Below are 20,332 nucleotides of genomic sequence, written 5' to 3' on the forward strand. Positions count from 1 at the left end.
GATCGGCAAAATTCGTCATTCGATAGCAAAATTGGGCGACAATCGCCAGGCGTTCGCCGGCATGATCCCAGCATCCGCCGATCCCTCGGCAGCCATGAATCCGGGAAGCAGGCCATGACCTCGACGAAATGGACGAAGCGAAGCCTTGCCGCGCAGGCCATGGGCAAGATCGACCCGACCACCAGGGGCGTGGTGCCGCCGATTCATATCGCGACGACCTATATCCGCGATGAGGATAACGGCTATTCGACCGGCTTCATCTATGGCCGCCCGGACAACGAGACGGTGCATGAGGCACAGGCCGTGCTCGCCATGCTGGAGGAGGCCCAGGCCGGCGCATTGCTGTTCGGCTCGGGCATGGCGGCGGCGACCGCCGTGTTTCAGGCGCTCTCGCCCGGCGACCATGTCGTCGCCTCCAAGGTGATGTACTGGGCGCTGCGCGCCTGGCTGCTCACCGAGGCGGCGCGCTGGGGCATCAAGGTCGATTTCGTCGAGACCGATGATCTCGCCGCGCTCAAGGCCGCCGTGAAGCCGGGCGCGACCAAGCTGGTCTGGATCGAGACGCCGTCGAACCCGCTCTGGACCATCACCGATATCGCGGCGGCGGCCGAGATCGCGCACAAGGCCGGCGCCAGGCTCGCGGTCGACTCGACCTGCGCCTCGCCGGTCCATACCCGCCCGCTGACGCTCGGCGCCGATATCGTCATGCATGCCGCGACCAAGGTGCTGAACGGCCATTCCGACGTGGTCGCCGGCGCGCTCTGCGCCCGCGAGGACGACGAGTTCTGGAACCGTATCAAGACGGTCCGCAAGGGCCAGGGCGGCATCCTCGGCCCGTTCGAGGCCTATCTCCTGATGCGCGGCATGCGCACGCTCCATGTCCGGCAGGAGCGACAGGCGGCCTCGGCGATGGCGCTGGCGCAGCGCCTCTCGGCGCATCCGCTGGTGGCGCGCGTGCTCTATCCCGGCCTGCCGCAGCATCCCGGCCACGACATCGCCGCCCGGCAGATGGAGAACGGCTTCGGCTTCATGCTCTCGGTGCAGGTCACCGGCGGCGAGGGCGCAGCGATCAAGACGGCGGCCCATGTCGAACTCTACAAGCGAGCGACATCGCTCGGCGGGGTCGAGAGCCTGATCGAGCATCGCGCCTCGATCGAAGGCGCCGGCTCGCCCTGCCCGACCGATTTGCTGCGTCTCTCGACCGGCATCGAGGATGTCGATGACCTCTATGCCGATCTCGACCAGGCGCTGAAGGCCGGGCATCGCTCCTGAGGCGCGCGCCATGGCCACGACGGGTTCCGCCAGCGCGCCGGCCGGTCAGGCGATCGGCAAAGCCCTGCTGCTGACGACGGCTTTCGGCTGGGGCCTCAACTGGTCCGTGCTGAAATTCGTCCTGCAGGACTGGCCGCCGCTCTTCGCGCGGGGCACGGCCGGCCTCCTCGGCGCGCTCTGCCTCGTCCTGCTGGCCCTCGCCCGGGGCGACAGCCTCGCCGTGCCACGGCAGGCCTGGGCCGCTCTCGTGACGGCCGCGGCGGTCAACGTCTTCGCCTGGATGGGTTTCACCGCGCTCGCCCTGAACTGGCTCAGGGTCTCGGAAGGGGCCCTGATCGCCTATTCGATGCCGATCTGGGCGATGCTGCTCGCCTGGCCGTTGCTCGGTGCACGCCCGACCCGGCGCAGCCTGGTGGCGCTGGGGCTGAGCCTCACCGGCATGGCCATCCTGATGGGTGGGCCGGATTTCACCGCGGCAAAGCTTCCCGGCGTGCTTTTCGCTTTCGCTGCTGCCCTGCTGTTCGCGCTCGGCACGGTCCGGGCACGGAAACCCATCGCCATGCCCGGCCCGGCGCTCGCAGCCTGGCAGGTCTGCCTCGGCTGCCTGCCGATGGTCGTGCTCGGCCTTGCGCTGGAGCAGCCGCGGATATCGTCACTGTCCATGCCCGGAGCGTTTGGACTGGCCTATATGGCCGTCGGCCCGATGGCGCTCTGCTATCTGACCTGGTTCGGCGCGCTCAGGCGGCTGCCCACGGCGGTTGCCGCGACCAGCATGCTGATCGTGCCGGTCGTGGGAACGCTGACCGCCGTCCCCCTGCTGGGCGAAACGCTCGGCCTGCGGGAGGCCGTCGCGATCGCTCTGACCATCGGCGGCGTGGCGCTGGCCCTTCGATCCTGAGCGCCGCAGCGAGCAGCGTCAGGCGAGCGCAGCCGAGGCTGCCTTGGAGAGTTCGCGAAATTTCCGTAAACTGCGACTTGCAGATATTTTAAGCTTGAAACATTATGGTCTGCGCGAGCCATAGAAATCCGAGGGAACGCGGCCGCGCTTCAACTTCGTCCGGGAGAGCATCGATGACGGCATTCAGGTTCGGTCTGGCATTCGGTTGCGGCGCGCTGGCGCTGTCCATCGCCTCGGCGCAAGCGCAGGAGCCGATCAAGATCGGCGTGGTCAGCGTGCTGACCGGCCCGGCTGCCTCCCTCGGCCAGCAGGTTCGCGACGGTTTCCAGCTCGCGGTCGACAAGAACGGCGGAAAGCTCGGCGGCGTGCCGGTCAAGATCACGGTGATCGACGACGAGCTGAAGCCCGATGTCGCGGTCGAGCGCGTGCGCTCGTTCGTCGAGAGCGAGAAGCCTGCCTTCGTCGTCGGCCCGGTCTTCTCGAACATCCTCGGCGCGATCGCCAAGCCGGTGCTCGATTCCGGCGCCTTCCTGATCAGCCCGAATGCCGGCCCCTCGACCATGGCCGGCAAGGCCTGCAACAAGAACTTCTTCGTCACCTCCTACCAGAACGACCAGGTGCACGAGGTCCTCGGCAAATACGCGCAGGACCAGAACTACAAGCGGGCCTATATCATCGCGCCGAACTATCAGGCGGGTAAGGACTCGCTCGCCGGCTTCAAGCGCTACTTCAAGGGCGAGATCGTCGACGAGGTCTATGCGCCGCTGAACGTGATGGATTTCTCGGCCGATCTCGCCAAGATCGCCTCGTCCAAGCCCGATGTCGTCTTCGCCTTCCTGCCCGGCGGGCTCGGCGTCAATTTCGTCAAGCAGTGGTCGCAGGCCGGCCTGCAGGGCAAGATCCCGTTCCTCTCCGCCTTCACGGTCGATGAATCGACCCTGCCGGCGCAGCAGGACGCCGCGGTCGGCCTCTATGGCGGCATGACCTGGGCGCCCAACATGGACAACCCGCAGACGAAGGACTTCGTCAAAGCCTATGAGGCGGCCTACAAGATCGTGCCCGGCTCCTATGCGCAGCAGTCCTATGACGCGGCGATGCTGATCGATTCCGCGGTGAAGGCGGCGGGTGGCACCGGCAATGCCGACAAGCTGCGCGAGGCGATCAAGAAGGCCGATTTCACCTCGCTGCGCGGCAAGTTCAAGTTCAACACCAACGGCTACCCGATCCAGGACTTCTACCTCGTCAAGGTCGCCAAGCGCGCCGACGGCAAGTTCCAGACCGAGATCGCCCAGAAGGTGTTTTCGGACTACGCCGATCCGCACGCCAAGGATTGCGCGCTGAAGTGACGCGAAGCGTCAGACGTCTCTGACGCTATCCGTCCCGTCGTCATGGTCGGGCTCGTCCCGACCATCCACGTCTTCGCTGGGCGAAGGTCGTGTTCAAGACGTGGATGCTCGCCACAAGGGCGAGCATGACGGGCTTAAGCGATCGCCCTCCGGAAAGACGGCAACGGCCCCGTGCCCTGAGCGAACAGGCGACAGCACCTTCCATGACCCTCAGCCTCCTGATCGTCCAGCTTCTCAACGGCCTCCAGTTCGGCGTCCTGCTGTTCCTGGTCGCGGCCGGGCTGACGCTGGTCTTCGGCGTGATGGACTTCATCAACCTCGCCCATGGCGTCCAGTACATGCTCGGCGCCTATCTCGCCGTGACCTTCGTCGGGCTGACGGGCTCGTTCCTGCTCGGCCTCGTGCTCGCGCTCGCCGCCGCGCTGCTGCTGGGGCTCGCGCTCGAATTCCTGGTCTTCCGGCATCTCTACGAACGGGACCATCTCGACCAGGTTCTGGCGACCTTCGGATTGATCCTGCTGCTCAACCAGGCGGTGAAGATGATCTGGGGCGCCGCGCCGCTCTCGGTACCGGTGCCGGAATTCCTCTCCGGCAATGTCCGGCTGATGGACGGCATCCTCTACCCCGTCTACCGCTTCGCCCTGATCGCGGCGGGGCTCGGTGTCGGCGCGCTGCTCTGGTTCGTGGTCGAGAAGACGCGCACAGGCATGCTGCTCCGGGCCGGCGCCTCGAACGCGCCGATGGTCTCGGCGCTCGGCGTCGATATCCGCAAGCTGTTCATGATCGTCTTCGCCTTCGGCACGATGCTCGCCGGCTTCGCCGGGGCGATGGCGGCGCCGATCCTCTCGGTCGAGCCCGGCATGGGCGACACGGTCCTGATCCTCGCCTTCGTCGTCATCGTCGTCGGCGGCATCGGCTCGATCCGCGGCGCCTTCGTCGGCGCGCTCATCGTCGGCCTCGTCGATACGCTCGGCCGGTCCTCGATGAACGATCTGCTGCGGCTGTTCATGGCGCCGGCCTCGGCCCGCGCCACGGGCGCGGCGCTCTCCTCGATGTTGATCTATCTGGTCATGGCGGCGGTGCTGTTCGTCCGGCCCGAAGGCCTGCTGCCGGCCAAGGGGCGCTCGTGAGCATGGCGAGTTCCTCCCCGACTGCCGTCGCGACGCGGCCGGCAACACCGACGCTGCGCCGGCTGGCACCGCCCGTCATCTTCCTCCTGCTCGCTCTGCTGCCGCTGGCCTCCGCGCTCGGCCTGCCCGGCCATTGGCTCACGCTGGTGACCCGGGCGATGATCTTCGCGATCGCAGCACTTTCGCTCGATCTCGTCCTCGGCATCGGCGGCCTCGTCTCCTTCGGCCATGCCGCCTTCATCGGCATCGGCGCCTATGGCGCCGGCATCCTGATCACGGAGGGCCAGACCGAGCTTCTGGTGGCGCTGCCGGTGATCCTGCTCGTCTGCGCCGTCTTCGCGACCGTCACCGGCTATGTCTCGCTGCGCACGCGCGGCGTCGCCTTCATCATGATCACGCTCGCCTTCGGGCAGATGGCCTTCTATTTCGCACAGGCGCTCTCGGCCTATGGCGGCGATGACGGGCTGACGCTCTACGAGAAGAGCACGCTCTTCGGACACGACATCTTAGGCAACCGCACCGGCTTCTACTATGTCGCGCTCGGCACCCTGGCCTTCTGCTACTGGCTGGCGCGTCGCATCGTCTCCTCGCGCTTCGGCCGGGTGCTGCGGGCGGCGCGGGAGAACGCCGTGCGCGTCACCGTCACCGGCTACGACGTCAACCATGTCCGGCTCGGCGCCTATGTGATCAGCGGCATGATGGCGGGGCTCTCCGGCTTCCTGCTCGCCAACCAGACCGACTTCGTCAGCCCGGCCTATATGTCCTGGCCGCGCTCGGGCGAACTGATCTTCATGGTCGTGCTCGGCGGTGTCGGCTCGCTTTATGGCGCGATCCTCGGCGCGCTCGCCTTTCTCGTCACAGAGGATGTGCTTTCCAGCCTGACGCAGAACTGGAAGATCATCTTCGGGCCCCTGATCGTGCTCTTCGTGCTGTTCACCCGTGGCGGCATCGCCGGGCTCGCCAAGAAGCTGGGGGGGCGCCGCGATGGCTGAGCCGGCGCTCGCACTCAGGGGCCTCGCCAAGTCGTTCGGCGCGCTCAAGGTCACCAACGGGGTCGACCTCACCATCGCGCTCGGCGAGCTTCATGCCCTGATCGGCCCCAACGGCGCCGGCAAGACCACGCTGGTCCACCAGATCTCCGGGACGCTCAAGCCCGATGCCGGCGCAATCCTGTTCGGCGGCCAGGACATCACCCGCCTGCCGCCGCAGGCGCGCGCGCGCGCCGGACTCGCCCGCACCTTCCAGATCACCTCGACCATCGCCTCGCTCTCGGCACTGGAGAATGTCGCGCTCGGCGTGCAGGCGCATAGCGCCCGTCCGCTCTCGCTGTTCCGCGACGCGGCCAGCGACGCGGGGCTCAATGCGCCTGCCTGGGAGGCGCTGGACGCAGTCGGCCTGACCGAACGCGCCCACGCCCCGGCCGGCAGCCTGTCGCATGGCGAGAAGCGGGCGCTGGAGATCGCGATGGCGCTGACCCTGCAGCCGAAGCTCATCCTGCTCGACGAGCCGCTGGCCGGCGTCGGCCATGAGGAGGGCGAGCGTCTGATCGCCTTGCTCAACAGCCTCAAGGGCCGCTTCGCCATGCTCTTGGTCGAGCACGACATGAGTGCCGTCTTCGCGCTGGCGGATCGCGTCACCGTGCTGGTCTATGGCGGCGTCATCGCCTCGGGCGAGCCGGCGGCTGTCCGAGCCGATCCGGCCGTGCGGCATGCCTATCTCGGCGAGGAGGGCTAGCGATGCCAGCCTGTTGCTCCGCCTTTGTCATTCCGGAGCTTCGCACAGCGAAGAACCCGGAACCCACGACCGAGCGAGCCCTTTCCGACACCGCAAAATCGTCGAACCCAGTGGTGGGTTCCGGGTTCGCTGCGCGCCCCGGAACGACAAAGATGGGGCGCTCGCCATGCTGAGCGTCGAAGGGCTCGATGCCGGCTATGGCGAGGCGCAGATCCTGTTCGGGGTCGATCTCACGGTGGGCGAAGGCGAGGTCGTGACCCTGCTTGGCCGCAACGGCATGGGCAAGACCACGACGGTGCGCTCGATCATGGGGCTGCTGCCGGCACAGGCCGGGAAGATCGCCTTCGGCGGGCGCGACCTCACCGGCGCCGCGCCCTTCCGCATCGCGCAGGCCGGGATCGGGCTCGTGCCGGAAGGCCGCCAGATCTTCCCGACGCTGTCTGTCGAGGAAAACCTGATCGCAACCGCGGCCGACCGTTCCGGCAAGAAGCGCTGGGACCTGGGGCGGATCTACGCCTTCTTCCCGCGCCTCAAGGAGCGGCGCGAGAATCGCGGCAACCAGCTTTCCGGCGGCGAGCAGCAGATGCTGGCGATCGGCCGGGCGCTGATGACCAATCCGAAGCTGATCATCCTCGACGAAGCGACCGAGGGGCTCGCCCCCCTGATCCGCGAGGAGATCTGGAATTGCCTGACGGCCCTGAAGGCGGAAGGAGAATCCATCCTCGTCATCGACAAGAATGTCGATGCGCTGGTCCGGATCGCCGACCGCCATGTCGTGCTGGAGAAGGGCCGCGTCGTCTGGCGTGGCTCCAGCGCGGAGCTGCGTAACGACAGCGCCGTGAAGGACCGCTTCCTGCATTTCTGAGCCCATCACATCACCGCCACCTGGCCTGCACGCCGACAGATGAGGAGAGCCGAGACATGAACCCGCTGACCGCCGGCGTGACGCGCGCCAACGAGGGCCTGGAGGGCATCTCCTGGAGCATCCTCGGCCAGACCTATGTGCCGAAGACGCTGACGGAGGAGAGCTTCTCCTGGCACGCGACCCTGCCGCCCGGCACCTTCGTGCCGCCGCATATCCACACCACGCAGGACGAGTTCATCTACATGCTGGAGGGCCGGCTCGACCTGCTGCTCGACGGCAAGGAGAGCTTCGCCACCGCCGGCGACCTGATCAAGCTGCCGCGCAACGTCCCCCACGGCCTGTTCAACAAAAGCGACGCGACGGTGAAGTGCCTGTTCTGGGTCTCGCCGACGGCGCGTCTCTACGACCTGTTCTGGGGCCTGCACTCGATGGCCGAGCAGAAGCCGGCCGATGTCGTCGCGCTCTCGGCCAAGCACGAGGTCGACTTCCTGCCGCCTCCGCCCGACGCGGGTTGAGGCCAAGACGCTTCAACGCCCGTCGTGGAGCCACGCCGTCATGCTCGCCCTTGTGGCGAGCATCCACGTCTTGAACGCCGCATTGTACGAAGGAAGGCGTGGATGGTCGGCACAAGGCCGACCATGACGTAACGTTACTTCTTCCGCGCGAGCTGCTCGGCCGAGAACCCGGCCTTGCCGGCATAGCCCTTAACGATCTGCTCGCGCGAGGCGTGGTCGAGCACGCTCTCGACATTGTCGAAGCCCTGCGGCGCCAGCGCCTCGACCGCGTCGATCACCCGCTCCGGCCCGCCGACCCGGTTCATCGCCACGACCTCCGCCGTCGCCGGCAGGCGTTCGGCCTCGTAAGCCGCCAGCGCCTGGCGCGGATGCTCGGCCCTCGCCAGCCAGTCGGCAAGGCAGCGGGCATCGAGGATCGCCTGCGAGGCGCCGTTGGAACCGACCGGGTACATCGGGTGCGCGGCATCGCCGAGCAGCGTGACGCGGCCATGGGTCCAGCGCGGCAGCGAGTCGCGGTCGCACATCGGATATTCCCAGAACGTCCCGGTCGCGCGGATCAGCGCGAGGATATCGACCTCGGGCACGCTGAAGCGCCTGGCAAAGGGCAGCACGTCCTCCAGCCGCCCGGGTTTCGACCAGGCCTCCTTCGGCGGCGGCCGCTCGGGATCGCCGGTACGGATATTGACGACCCAGTTGAGCAGGCGGGTCTGCGGCGTCGCGCCCGCGCCGATCGGGTAGAGCACCAGCTTGCCGGCCATGCCGCCGGCGATGATCATGCTCTCGCCGTCGAGGAAGACCGGCCAGTCGCAGGCGCCGCGCCACATCTGCACGCCCTGCCAGCGCGGCGGCCCCTGGTTCGGGAAATAGAAAGCGCGCACCGCCGAATGGATGCCGTCGGCGCCGATCAGGATATCGCCGCGCGCCGTCTCGCCAGCCTCACCGAAGCGGGTATCGCTGAAATGCGCGGTGACGCCGCCTTCGTCCTGGACGAAACCCTGCAATCGCCGCCCGGTCCGGATCGCGTCCTCGCCCAGCCGCTCCGCGACCGCATCGCGGATGACCTTCTGCAAACGGCCGCGATGAATCGAGAATTGCGGCACGGGCGCGCCGGCATGCAGGCCGCGCGGCTCGCGCCAGACGGTCTGGCCGAAGCGGTTCATGTAGAGCAGTTCGCGGGTGCGGATGCCGACCGCGTCGAGCGCCGGCAACAGGCCGAGATCGGCCAGTTCGCGTATGGCATGCGGCAGGGTGTTGATGCCGACGCCGACCTCGCGGATTTCGCTGGCCTGCTCGTAGACCGTCGCGCCGATACCGCGGGCATGAAGCATCAGGGCCAGCGTCAATCCGCCGATACCGCCGCCGACAATGATGACCCGCATGACGCCGCCCCTCAGCGATCCCAATATTTTAAGTTTGAAATATCTTGATCCACCCTGTCAATCAACCAGGCGCGATCATTGTCGGGAGCGCTCCCGGCTTGAGGCCGGTCGTCATGCGCCCCTTTTTTCCTGGGGAACCGCTCCGCCGATAGCTGCCGCGGCTGTCGCAGATGCGGCGGCTGAGCCGCCGACCCCATTGACGAGTTGGTCACCGGTCATTCAGGCTTGTCTCTCACGGCCGCCGGGTTACCGTCCTTGGCCGCGAACCTGCCGACCCTTCGCCTCCCACGCCCAAAGGCTTCACGGACCACGCCATTCCGGAGGAAAGATGATACGGAGCCCCGTCGAGCCGCGAAGCGCGCAACCCCCAACCCTTGCCGTCCTGGGCTGCGGCCTCCTTCTGACGCTGGTCCTGTCGGGCTGCGGCGGCGGCGAAAGCCTGCCACCCGTCGCAGGCGGCAGCAGCGTGGCGAGCGCGCCGGCACCTGCGCATATCTCGCGTGACGCGCTGATCGGACGCTGGGGCGTCGCATCCTTCCATGCGGAGAAGGACCGCAAGCGCACGGAGGCCGAGGCACGGGCGCAATGCCGGCAGCCTTATGTCATCGCCAGAGGCAATGGCGAAGGCGTGATGATGCATGTCGCCGACGATCCCAAGCTCTACGAGCTCAGGCTGAAGGCGGGCGCCGGCGGCAAGACCTATCTCGGCTTCGAAGCCCCGGCTGGAGATCCGCAGGATCGCGAGCTTCTCTCGGTCAAGCCCAAGGAGATCGTGGCGCGCTTCGTCGACCCCGACGCCCATGCCCGTTACGGCACCTTCATCTACAGCCGGTGCGGCTGACGGGAGGCGAAGCGATGAACTCGACCATGCGCAAAGCCCCACGCGGCCTCGCCGCCTCCGCGCTTGGACTCACGGCGCTCCTCGCCTTTCCGCACGCGACGCCGGCGCAGCCGCGCCCACCGGCAGCGACCCAGGAGACAATGGAGATCGTCGACGAGCCCGGCCGCGTCTCGACCGAGGACGCCACCATCACCGAGGGGCCCTATGCCCGCCAGATGGTGCTCTTCCGCTCGAGCGAGGCGCCGGGGACCGTCGTGATCCACTCGGCCGAGCGCTTCCTGTATGTGGTGCTGGGCAATGGTCGCGCGCTGCGTTACGGCATCGGCGTCGGTCGCGAAGGCTTCACCTGGTCCGGCCAGGTCCAGGTCAGCCGCAAAGCGGAATGGCCCGACTGGCGCCCGCCGCCGGAGATGCTGCAACGCCAGCCCTACCTGCCGCGGTTCATGGCCGGCGGCCCGGGCAACCCGATGGGCGCCCGTGCATTGTATCTCGGCTCGACCGTGTTCCGCATCCACGGCACCAACCAGCCGGAGACGATCGGCCAGGCGATCTCGTCAGGGTGCTTCCGGCTCGCCAATGGCGATATCGCCGATCTCTACGATCGCGTGCCGCTCGGCACCAAGGTCATCATCCGCCACAAGGCGACGCTGTAACCGCACCTACCGGCCTGCAGAAGGAACTGACAGACATGTCGAAGGCCAACTGGTTTCGCCGCAGCGGCCTGGGCCTCGCAGCCCTCGCTGGCCTCGCGCTGCCCGTCAGCGCGGGCACGCTCGACAGCGTCAAGCAGCGGGGCACGCTGCAATGCGGCGTCAGCGAGGGCGTCACCGGCTTCTCGGAAAAGGATGCGCAGGGGAACTGGCGCGGCTTCGATGTCGATTTCTGCCGTGCCGCCGCCGCTGCCATCCTCGGCGACGCCGGCAAGGTCGCCTTCACGCCGCTGTCCGCGAGCCAGCGCTTCGATGCCCTGAAAGGCGGCAAGGTCGACCTGCTGGCGCGCAACTCGACCTGGACGCTCAGCCGCGAAGCCGAGCTGGGCCTTGCCTTTGCGGGCATCACCTATCACGACGGCCAGGGTTTCCTGGCGAAGCGTTCGCTCAAGGCCGACACGGCGCTGTCGCTCGACAAGGCGAAGATCTGCGTCGAAGCCGGCACGACCACGCAACTCAACCTGGCCGATTTCTTCAAGGCCAACTCCATGACCTATGAGGAGAAGGTCTACCCGAACGCGGCCGCAGCCTTTACCGCCTTCGAGAGCGGGCAATGCGACGTGCTGACCCGCGACCAGTCGGCCCTGCACGGCGACCGCCTCCGGCTCGCCAAGCCGACGGATGCGATCGTGCTGCCGGACGTGATCTCGAAGGAACCGCTCGGGCCGGTGGTGCGCAGCGACGATTTTTCCTGGTTCACGCTGATGAAATGGGTGAATTTCGCGCTGGTCAATGCCGAAGAGCTCGGCATCTCAAGCGCCAGTCTCGACGACGCGCTCAAGTCGCAGAAGCCGGACGTTCGTCGCTTCACAGGGGCGGAGGGCGGTTTCGGCCAGGCGCTCGGCCTCGATGCCGATTGGGCGGTCCGCGCCATCAGGGCCGGCGGCAACTATGCCGAGATCTACGAGCGCAATCTTGGCACCGGCTCCGCTCTCGGCATCCCACGCGGCCTGAACCAGCTCTGGAACATGGGCGGCATTCTCTACGCCCCGCCGCTGCTCTAGCTCTTTGATTTTGCATCGGCTTTTTCCGAAAACCGCGTTCTACTTTTCGGGCCGATGCTCTAGGGCCATTCCACAACTCCCCGTATCGCGGAATTGCTCCAAGCCTTTGTTCCAACGCATCGTCTTCACGCGAACCGGTGTCCACTTCGCTCGAGAATGTTCTGAGGTGCCGCCCGCTCAGCTCGTCGCGAGCTCGCCGTTGGGAATGTCGGTGACCAGCATGTACCCGGGAGCATGCGAGATGCAGAACCCGGGGCGGGTCTTAGCGATGACGGCTTGCGGCGTGACGCCGCACGCCCAGAACACCGGGATCTCGTCGGGCCTGATCTCGACGGGATCGCCATAGTCGGGCGCCATGATGTCCTGGATGCCGATGGCGGCGGGGTCGCCGAGATGGACCGGCGCCCCGTGGACCGAAGGAAACCGGCCCGTGACCTGGACGGCGCGGATCGCATCGGCCGGCGTCAGCGGTCGCATCGAGACGACCAGCGGTCCGGAGAAGCGGCCTGCCGGCGTCGTCGCTATCGAGGTCCGGTACATCGGCACGTTGCTGCCCTGCTCGATATGGCGCACCGGCAGTCCGGCGGCGAGCATCGCCTCCTCGAAGGAGAAGGAGCAGCCGATCAGGAAGCTGACGAGATCCTCGCGCCAGTAGTCGCGAATGTCGGTCGGCTCAGCCACCAGCTCGCCGTCCTTCCAGATGCGATAGCGCGGCAGGTCGCTGCGTATGTCGAGATCGCGTCCGAGAGCCGGCAGCATGGGATCGCCGATCTCGGACACGCCGATCAGCGGACAGGGCTTCGGGTTGCGCTGGCAGAACAGCATGAACTCGAAGGCAAGTTCGCGCGGTAGGATCGCCAGATTGGCCTGGACGAAGCCCGGCGCGACATTCGCGGTCGGCGCGTCGAAGGCGCCCGAGCGAACCGCCAGGCGCGCCGCATAGGGATCAAGCAAGGACGGGTTGTCTGCCATGATTTCAGCGCCCGTTTGTGGCGCGAAGCGCCTGTTCCACCGCCTGCCCGATCGACAGGACCATGCGATCGCGCCCAGCCGCGCCGGCGAGCATCAACCCGACCGGGGCCTCCCCGGAGCGATGGCACGGCACGCTCACGGCGCAGCCGTCGAGGAAGTTGATGAAAGTGGGATTGCGCAGGATCAGCAGATTGGCGGCGCCAAAGGCAGCGTCATTCGACAGCTCGTCGATCCGGGGCGCGACGACAGGTACTGTCGGCATGATCAGCGCGTCGAAGGGAGCGATCCGCGCCTCGACCGCCCTGATCCAGGCGGAGCGGGCCGCCAGTACGTCGATATAGTCGGCAGCCGACATCTCCCGGCCGCGCAGAATCCGCACCCGCACGCGCGGATCGTAGCGATCACCCGCCCGCTCGATCAGATCGCGATGCCAGTGCCAAGCTTCCGCCGCCGCAAGGCCGCCCTTGCTATTGATCGCGCCGAGCTGTGCGAATTCGGGGACGGCGATCTCGCTGATTCGCGCACCGGCCCGCGACAGGATGCCGAGCGCGGCTTCGAAGCTGGCCGCCACCGCGGTGTCTAGGCCGTCGAGCGCGACGGTCCCGGGCACGGCGAGCCGCAATCCGGCGAGGCTCGCTTCACCGAGCAGATTCTCGCCGGTGCCGGAGAGAACCGCGTCGAGCATCGCGCAGCAGGCGACGCTGCGCGCGATCGGCCCGATCGAATCGAGGCTGGTCGAAAGCGGCAGCGCCCCGTCGCGCGGGACCCGCCGTGCGGTCGGCTTGAAACCGGTGAGGCCGCACAGCGCGGCGGGAATCCGGACCGAACCGCCGGTATCCGTGCCGATGGCGGCCGCCGCCATGCCGTCGCTGACCGAGACCGCCGCCCCCGAGGACGAGCCGCCCGGAATGCGCCCGGCGGCCCGGTCGAACGGGTTCAGCGGCGTGCCGTAATGCGGGTTGAGCCCGAGCCCGGAGAAGGCGAACTCGGTCATATTGGTGCGGCCGACGATGACCGCGCCGGCAGCGACGAGGCGATCGACCACAGGTGCATTGGCCTGGGCGGGCGGCGCGTCGTCGAGAGCGACGCTGCCGGCCAGGGTGACATCGCCGGCAACGTCGAACAGGTCCTTGATCGAGATCGGCAGGCCCTCGAGGGCTGAGCGCGCGAAGCCGGCCTGACGCAGCGCATCGGAAGCGCGCGCTACCTTGAGCGCACGCTCGGCATGGAGGCTGGTGAAGACGCGGGCGCCCTCGCCATCGCTCGCCCGTGCCCGCGCCAGCGCGTCTTCCGTCAGGGCGACGGAGGTGGTGCGCCCGCTTTCGAGAGCACCCCGCAGTTCGATCAAGGTCCCGTTCATGGTCAGGCGACTTCCGGCAGCGACACGATCCGGTAGGCATGCTCGATGCTGCGGCCGAGCACGGGGTCGAACAGCTCCATGCTGAACGACGGCGCCGGCCGGATACCGCCGATCGCACCGACCGTGCCGCAGATCATGCCGGTTCCGTCCGGCAGGAACTCGGCGCCGCCGGTGAAGCCGGCGATGAGCTCGAGCGGCGGACGCAGGCTGGCCAGCGGACCTTCCTGATAGAGCACCCGTGTCCCGTTCTCCTCGATATGGGAGCGGATGATCATCTCGTCCCAGTGCCCGGCGACCTCGGCGAAGCGCCAGGCCTTGCCGGCCAGCGGCTTGGCGCAGACCTGCTTGGAGATCGCGACGCCGATGGTCTCCAGCTTGCGGTCGGTATGGTCGGAGGCGAGGCTGACATACATCTCGCCGCCGGCGCTGAAGACGAAGGTCTCGACCTCGCCGGAGCTTTCGGTCCCGATGACCTGGATGCACTCCGCCTGCGTCGCCAGGCTCTCGGCGACACGGTAGTAGAGCGGCACGGTGCTCGGACGCGGCACGCCGATGGCGGCGAGTTCCTCGATATGATGCTCGATCGCGGCGCGGTCGCGCCCGGCCCAGCCGGCGACGACCAGCTGGGCGAGTTCGACCTTGAGCGGCTTCGTGGCAGCGCCGCCTTCGACGGTAAAGTTGAGTTCCATGACGTCCTGCGGATTGTCCGAGATGGGGAGGGTGATGCCCGGCGTCTATTCGAAGACGCGGGGCAGGAAGAGCGCGAGGTCCGGAACGAGCGCGAGCAGCAGCAGCAGCAGCGCCATCGCCGCGACATAGGGCATGGAGCCGACGATCACCGCGTTCATCGAGCCGCTCTTGCGCAGGCTCTGGACCACGAAGAGATTGAGCCCGACGGGCGGGGTGATCAGCGCGGCCTCGACGAGCACGATGATCAGGATGCCGAGCCAGATCGGATCGTAGCCGAGCCCGATCATGATTGGCGCCACGATCGGAATCGTGGTGATCATCATCGAGAGCGTCTCCATGAAGCAGCCGAGGACCAGGTAGAATACCACGAGCACGAGCAGCATCTGCCCCGGCGAGAGTCCGAGCCCCCGGATCGAACCGGTGATCGCGTCGGTGATCCCGGTCGCCGACATCACGAAGTTGAGGAAGGCGGCGGCGACGATGATCAGCATGATCATCGCGGTCGCCTTCATCGTGCCCTCGACGGCGTCCCGCAGCATCGACAAGGTCAGCCGGCGCGAGAATGCCGCGAGGATCATCGCGCCGGTCACGCCGAGCGCGGCGGCTTCCGTCGGTGTGGCGAGGCCGGCATAGATCGAGCCGACCACGAGCAGGAAGATGCCGAGCGGCGGCGCCAGATGCTTCAGGCTGGCGAAACGCTCGCCCCAGCTCGCGGTGATCCGGCGCCCGCCCCATTCCGGCTTCGCGATGCAGCCGACGATGACCGTGAGCATGAACAGGCCGGCGAGCAGCAGGCCGGGAATGATGCCGGCGAGATAGAGCTTGGGCACCGAGGAGTTGGTCAGCACCCCGTAGAGCACGAGGTTGATCGAGGGCGGGATCAGGATGCCGAGCGTGCCGCCGGCAGCGAGACTGCCGAGGAACAGCGGCTCGTTGTAGCCGTAGCGCTTGATCTGCGGCAGCGCGACCGTACCGACCGTCGCCGCGGTCGCGACGCTCGATCCCGAGGTCGCCGCGAACAGGGCCGAGGCGCCGATATTGGCGTGCATGAGCCCGCCCGGCAGCCAGGACAGCCACAGGCTCATCGCGCCGTACATCCGCTCGGCAAGGCCGGACCGCAGCAGGATCTCGCCGAGCAGGATGAAGAGCGGAATGGCGACGAGCAGGAACTCGTTGTTGGTGCTCCAGGCAAGCTCGCCGATGCCGCGGGTCAGCGGCAGCATCGAATAGAGCGGATCGAGGATCAGGCCGAGCACGCCGAGCGCCGCGCCGACCGGGATCGACAGGCCGATCAGGACGAGCAGGAGGATGAGGGTGGTGCCGATCATGCCGCGTCTCCCTTGACCATGCGCTCGCCGGCGGCAGCTTCCTCCTCGGCCTCTTCCTGGGTGGAGCGGACGCCTGCGATCGCCTTCACGGTGTCGATGTCGCCGGTCACCAGCGCGATCGAGGCGCGCAGCAGCATCAGGGCGAGAACGACGCACATGAAGAGCAGGCCGGCGAACCACAGCCCCTGCGGGATCGCGAGCGGCGTCGCCAACGGCGTATTGGCCCGGGAACTCTGGGCAAGCGAGGCGCCGACCACGTCATAGGCATAGTAGGTCAGCATCGCCATGAAGACGCCGAGTGCGATCAGCGAGACCCAGTCGAGGACGGCGGCGAGCCGCACGGAAAAGTACTGATAGAGCACGTCGACGCGGACATGGGCGCGCTGCAGGGTCGCGAAAGCGAGCGACCAGCTCGTGCTGACGGCGAAGGTATAGCTCGACAGCTCGTCCGCGCCCCCGGTGGTGAAGCCGAGGAACTTGCGGGCGAGCACGTCGAAGGAGATCAGCAGCACGCTCGCGATCGTCAGGGCCCCGGCGCACCAGACGGCGGCGCGGGACAGTTTCTCGGCATGGCGCAGCAGCGCCGCCAGAGCGTTAGGCGGGGGCGGATTGGTCATGGCATCCTCGGCTCCCGGTAAAGTGGGAGAAGGCCGGCGCGGGGCCGGCCTCCGGTTCCGGCGCTTACTTCTTCGCGGTCAGGCCGAGCTCCTTGCCGACCGTGGCGTTGAAGCCGGCGACGCAATCGGCCGAGCAGCGTGCGGCCCATTTCGGCAGCACCTTCTCCTGCAGCACCGTCTTGAGCAGCGCCTTGTCGGCGTCGGTCGGGACGACGAGCTGCATCTTGCCCTTGACCGGCAGCGTGCAGGCGGCGGCGCCGGTGTTGCAATCATAGCCCTGCTGGGTCTGCTGCGCGGCCGCGTCCCAGATCTGGCCGACCAGGGTCTTGATGTTGGTCGCCAGGAACTCGCGGACCTTGGGGTCGATCTTGTTCCAGGCGGCTTCGTTGACCGCGTGGATCTGCTGGTTCCAGTTGATCGGCAGCGCCAGCAGGTGGGTCGAGACCTCGTACCACTTGGCCGAATAGCCGGAGAGCGAGCCGGTGATGGCGCAGTCGACGACCTTGTTCTGCAGGGCCGGCACGACCTCGCCGAAGGCCATGGTCACGCTCGAGCCGCCGAAGGCCTCGACGAACTCGGCCTGGGTGCGGCTGGAGGTGCGGACCTTCTTGCCCTTGAGATCGGCGAGGCCCTTGATCTCGGCATTGCAGAACAGCACCTGCGCCGGATAGGGCGAGATGCCGAGCAGGCGAACCTTCGAGCCCTCGCCGTAGAACTTAGCATAGATCGGCTCGAAGGCGTCGGTGATCTTGCGAGCGGTCCTGACGTCGGGCGCCAGGCCGGCGAGATCGATGGCCTCGTTGATCGGGTTGTCACTGGCGAAATAGGAGAGCGTCGCCGTGCCGAACTCGATCACGCCCTGCGACATCAACCGCAGCAGCTCGGGACCCTTCAGCCCCATCTCGTTGAAGCCCTTGATCTCGGCCGTGACCTGCCCCTTCGACTTCTCCGGGATCGTCTTGGTCCAGAACGGCTGCTCGTAGTCCTGATAGGCGGTGAGGTTGCTCAGCCCGCCGACGACCTTGAGGCTGGTCTTCGGCAGGTCCTGCGCGGAGGCGGCGGTCGCCGCGAGCAGGCCGGTCGCGAGAATGAATGCTTTCATCGTTTGTCCCCTCGTTGGTGGTTGGTGGTGAAATGCCTCGCGCCCTAGTCCCAGGACTGGCAGACGCGGGGGTGGTGGAGCAGGCATTCGGGGCCGGCCGGCGTGACGAGGACCATCTCGCCGAGCGCCGCGCCGCCGAGATCGGGCACGAACAGATTGGGATGCAGCTCCAAGATCATGCCGGGCGCCAACGCGAGATCGGAGGTCGCGGCCGGCGGCGCGCCGGGATCGAAATGCTGGCGGAACACGCCGGTCGTCAGCGGCTCCTCATAGGAGAAGCCGAGACCATGCCCGTTGCGGAAGCGCCGGAGGCGCCGGCGGTCCTGCGCATCGACGCGCCCGGCCAGAACCGCCTCCATGGCCTGCTCGGCTCCGCCCAGCGGCAGGCCTGGACGCAGGGCCGACAGCCCCGCTTCCAGCATGGCCTCGACATGACCGGCGAGTTCGTGGTGCTCGGCCTTCTGCGGCCCGATGCCGCCCATCCGGATGCCGTGGCCCCAATGGCCGTCGACCGTCAGCGCGACGCCGAAGAGAACCTGGTCGCCCGGCTCGGGCACCCGCCGCGCCTCCGCCGGCCAGTAGCGCGGATAATCGGCTGCCGGCGCGACGGTCAGCCAGGTCCGGCAATAGTCGGCGCCCTGCCGACGCGCCTCGGTTTCGAGGTTGAGCTGGACCTCCCAGGCCGGCAGCCGCCGCGCCAACTCTCCGCCCAGCCGGCCGAAGAGCACATCGCACAAGGCCGCAGCCTCGCGATGCAGCGCGATGGCATGCGCATCCTTGGCCAGCCGCAGCCGTGCCGCGGCTTCGTCCAGCGCCAGGCCGATGGCGACCCCATCCCGTGTCAGCGCGGCATCGACCTGCCGGGGCAGTTCGCCGAAGCCCACCGTCGCAAGGGAAGCCCCCGGCAGACGCGCCGCAAGCGCCGTGCCCCAATCCAGCGGCGGAACATATTCGACGACGAGATCGGGCCGGCTCTCGAGTGCGAGCGGCAGCATGAACGGGCTGCCCAACAGCAAGCGTGCGCCCGCGGGGGTGACGAGCAGCAGCGACAGGCTTTCATGCCCATCCCAGCCGCTGAAGAAACGAAGAGCGCCGTGGGAGGCGCTGCCGGCGCCAAGAGCACTGCCGAAACCGAAGATAGCTGCACTGTCGGCGCCGTGATCGCGCGCTAGGCGCAGCAGCGCGTCTCGTCGCTGCGCAAACAGGTCTGGGTTGTCTCCCGGCACCTCACCCGTCATTGCGGATCAGACCGGGACGACGAAGATGGCGGCCATGACCGGCCGCACCGAAACAACGATGTCTGCAAGATCCAACGCGTGACCCCTCTGCCGCGACTTTAGAGCCGTCTATGCATCGATATTGCAGGATATCGGGGCGTTGCTGTCCAATCGTATGTTTGGAACCGAGATATAAATCAGATTTATCACCCGTCCCGGCCGGCGGAAGCCTGCCGCGCGACCGCTTGCGCCATGCGGGCGATGACGCGGGCGGGGTGACTGTCGGGCCCGTCGATCCAGCTCGCGGTAAAACTCAGATCGGGCAGCGGGTCGGCCTCGACGTCGAGGATCTCCAGTTCGCCGCGCTCCAGTTCGCGGTCGAGAAAGACCGGCGTGATCACGGCGGCGCCGATGCCGTCCAGCACCATGCGCACCACCATCAGGAGGGAGGCGCTGCCATACATGCGCGGGGTGGCGATGCCGGCGCGCATCAGCATGTCGCGGACCTGTCGGTAGGGCGAGCTGTTGGAGGGATAGGTGATGATCGGCAGCCCGGCGATGCGGGCGAGCGCGACCGGACCGGGACCGAGACCGGCGCCGGGTTTGACGACCCAGGCGAGCGGATAGGTGCAGAGCGGAAGGTTCTCCACCCGCGCCTCCAGCACCGGGCCGAGCAGGAAGGCGAGATCGATCTGCCGCGCCATCAGATGGGATTGCAGCACATGGGTACTGTCGACCTCGATCTCGAGAACGAGGGCCGGATAAGCGACGTGAACCTCCTCGATCAGCTTCGGCAGCCAGGTCTGCACGATGGTTTCCGCCACCCCGATGCGCAACGTGCCGCTCATCGTGGTCTGGTCGCGGGCAGCCTGCATCATATCGCGGCGCGCCTGCATCATCCGCTCGGCATGGGCGAGCAGTTCATGGCCCTTGGCGGTGAGCGTGACTCCACGCGCATCGCGCTCGAACAGGCGCACGCCGAGGGCCGCCTCCAGCGAGGCGATCCGCTGCGAAATCGCGGGCTGGGTCGTGCCGAGCTTCTCCGAAGCCGCCCGCAGGCTGCCGAGCGCGGCGGCCCAGAAGAAGGTCTCGATGTTGCGCAGGTCGATCATGGCGCGATGATGCCGGGGAGCCGACCGAGAACCAATCAAAAAAGCCGCCATGGATCCGCGCGGGATCGCCGGTATCGTCGCGCGAGGCGAGGACTGCCCGTGCGGCCCCGGTTCCGACAGGCGCTACCGGCCGCTTCCTGACGGCAGGATCCGCCAAGCACGCTCCCGGCTCATCGGCGAGCCGCGATAGCGTGCGGAAATTTCGGCATCTGCAAACGTCCGATGCGGTGCGGCCTTGCC

20 protein-coding genes are annotated in these 20,332 nt (G+C 67.5%); 11 read left to right on the forward strand and 9 right to left on the reverse strand.

Features of this window, described 5'->3' with window-relative positions; all coding sequences use genetic code 11:
* Positions 1-114: 114 nt before the first annotated feature.
* The 8 genes from OCUBac02_RS22150 (at position 115) to OCUBac02_RS22185 (ending at position 7,760) form a co-directional block, all read left to right on the forward strand.
* Entirely contained in the window at positions 115-1,272 is a 1,158-nt protein-coding gene (locus tag OCUBac02_RS22150; RefSeq protein ID WP_173048734.1) for a trans-sulfuration enzyme family protein, read from the forward strand.
* Between the two features lie 10 nt (positions 1,273-1,282).
* Entirely contained in the window at positions 1,283-2,170 is an 888-nt protein-coding gene (locus OCUBac02_RS22155; protein WP_173048736.1) for a DMT family transporter, read from the forward strand.
* Positions 2,171-2,343: 173 nt separating this feature from the next.
* Positions 2,344-3,516, forward strand: coding sequence for an ABC transporter substrate-binding protein (locus OCUBac02_RS22160; protein ID WP_052232676.1), 1,173 nt, complete (start codon positions 2,344-2,346; stop codon positions 3,514-3,516).
* Positions 3,517-3,719: 203 nt separating this feature from the next.
* Complete coding sequence (locus OCUBac02_RS22165; protein WP_173048738.1) at positions 3,720-4,646, forward strand: branched-chain amino acid ABC transporter permease; 927 nt, start codon at positions 3,720-3,722, stop codon at positions 4,644-4,646.
* A 2-nt stretch (positions 4,647-4,648) separates the two neighbouring features.
* Positions 4,649-5,638, forward strand: coding sequence for a branched-chain amino acid ABC transporter permease (locus OCUBac02_RS22170; RefSeq protein WP_173048740.1), 990 nt, complete (start codon positions 4,649-4,651; stop codon positions 5,636-5,638).
* Entirely contained in the window at positions 5,631-6,380 is a 750-nt protein-coding gene (locus OCUBac02_RS22175; RefSeq protein ID WP_173048742.1) for an ABC transporter ATP-binding protein, read from the forward strand. The genes OCUBac02_RS22170 and OCUBac02_RS22175 overlap by 8 nt, the downstream gene beginning before the upstream one ends.
* 166 nt (positions 6,381-6,546) lie before the next feature.
* Positions 6,547-7,245 carry an ABC transporter ATP-binding protein gene (locus OCUBac02_RS22180; RefSeq protein ID WP_047582073.1) on the forward strand — a complete coding sequence of 233 codons (699 nt, stop codon included), beginning with the start codon at positions 6,547-6,549 and terminating at the stop codon, positions 7,243-7,245.
* A 56-nt stretch (positions 7,246-7,301) separates the two neighbouring features.
* Positions 7,302-7,760, forward strand: coding sequence for a cupin domain-containing protein (locus OCUBac02_RS22185; RefSeq protein ID WP_047582071.1), 459 nt, complete (start codon positions 7,302-7,304; stop codon positions 7,758-7,760).
* A gap of 134 nt (positions 7,761-7,894) precedes the next feature.
* Here the strand turns inward: OCUBac02_RS22185 and OCUBac02_RS22190 are convergent, their stop codons facing one another.
* Positions 7,895-9,139, reverse strand: a complete 1,245-nt coding sequence (locus tag OCUBac02_RS22190; RefSeq protein ID WP_173048744.1) for a flavin-dependent oxidoreductase — start codon at positions 9,137-9,139, stop codon at positions 7,895-7,897.
* Between the two features lie 328 nt (positions 9,140-9,467).
* Between OCUBac02_RS22190 and OCUBac02_RS22195 the strand changes: the two genes are divergently transcribed.
* Genes OCUBac02_RS22195 through OCUBac02_RS22205 form a run of 3 tightly spaced genes read left to right on the forward strand, consistent with a single transcriptional unit; the run spans position 9,468 to position 11,694 of the window.
* Entirely contained in the window at positions 9,468-9,980 is a 513-nt protein-coding gene (locus tag OCUBac02_RS22195; RefSeq protein ID WP_244639017.1) for a hypothetical protein, read from the forward strand.
* A 14-nt stretch (positions 9,981-9,994) separates the two neighbouring features.
* Complete coding sequence (locus tag OCUBac02_RS22200) at positions 9,995-10,633, forward strand: L,D-transpeptidase (RefSeq protein ID WP_244639018.1); 639 nt, start codon at positions 9,995-9,997, stop codon at positions 10,631-10,633.
* A 35-nt stretch (positions 10,634-10,668) separates the two neighbouring features.
* A complete protein-coding gene (locus OCUBac02_RS22205; protein WP_173048746.1) occupies positions 10,669-11,694 on the forward strand; it encodes an amino acid ABC transporter substrate-binding protein in 1,026 nt (341 codons plus the stop codon).
* A gap of 177 nt (positions 11,695-11,871) precedes the next feature.
* On the opposite strand, the gene OCUBac02_RS22210 is transcribed toward OCUBac02_RS22205, so the two are convergent.
* From OCUBac02_RS22210 to OCUBac02_RS22245, 8 genes are all read right to left on the reverse strand, one after another.
* Positions 11,872-12,666 carry a putative hydro-lyase gene (locus OCUBac02_RS22210; RefSeq protein WP_173048748.1) on the reverse strand — a complete coding sequence of 265 codons (795 nt, stop codon included), beginning with the start codon at positions 12,664-12,666 and terminating at the stop codon, positions 11,872-11,874.
* 4 nt (positions 12,667-12,670) lie between these two features.
* A complete protein-coding gene (locus OCUBac02_RS22215) occupies positions 12,671-14,026 on the reverse strand; it encodes an amidase (protein ID WP_173048750.1) in 1,356 nt (451 codons plus the stop codon).
* A 2-nt stretch (positions 14,027-14,028) separates the two neighbouring features.
* On the reverse strand, positions 14,029-14,715 hold the full coding sequence (locus OCUBac02_RS22220) for a DUF2848 domain-containing protein (protein ID WP_173048751.1): 687 nt from the start codon (positions 14,713-14,715) through the stop codon (positions 14,029-14,031).
* A gap of 45 nt (positions 14,716-14,760) precedes the next feature.
* Positions 14,761-16,044, reverse strand: coding sequence for a TRAP transporter large permease (locus tag OCUBac02_RS22225; protein WP_173048753.1), 1,284 nt, complete (start codon positions 16,042-16,044; stop codon positions 14,761-14,763).
* Positions 16,041-16,661, reverse strand: a complete 621-nt coding sequence (locus OCUBac02_RS22230; RefSeq protein ID WP_173048756.1) for a TRAP transporter small permease subunit — start codon at positions 16,659-16,661, stop codon at positions 16,041-16,043. Before OCUBac02_RS22230 ends, OCUBac02_RS22225 begins: the two co-directional genes overlap by 4 nt.
* A gap of 64 nt (positions 16,662-16,725) precedes the next feature.
* Positions 16,726-17,763, reverse strand: a complete 1,038-nt coding sequence (locus tag OCUBac02_RS22235) for a TRAP transporter substrate-binding protein (protein ID WP_173048758.1) — start codon at positions 17,761-17,763, stop codon at positions 16,726-16,728.
* Between the two features lie 44 nt (positions 17,764-17,807).
* A complete protein-coding gene (locus tag OCUBac02_RS22240) occupies positions 17,808-19,001 on the reverse strand; it encodes a M24 family metallopeptidase (RefSeq protein ID WP_173048760.1) in 1,194 nt (397 codons plus the stop codon).
* A gap of 185 nt (positions 19,002-19,186) precedes the next feature.
* On the reverse strand, positions 19,187-20,092 hold the full coding sequence (locus tag OCUBac02_RS22245) for a LysR family transcriptional regulator (protein ID WP_173048762.1): 906 nt from the start codon (positions 20,090-20,092) through the stop codon (positions 19,187-19,189).
* Positions 20,093-20,332 lie beyond the last annotated feature (240 nt).

Source organism: Bosea sp. ANAM02, from assembly GCF_011764485.1.
Lineage (GTDB): Bacteria > Pseudomonadota > Alphaproteobacteria > Rhizobiales > Beijerinckiaceae > Allobosea.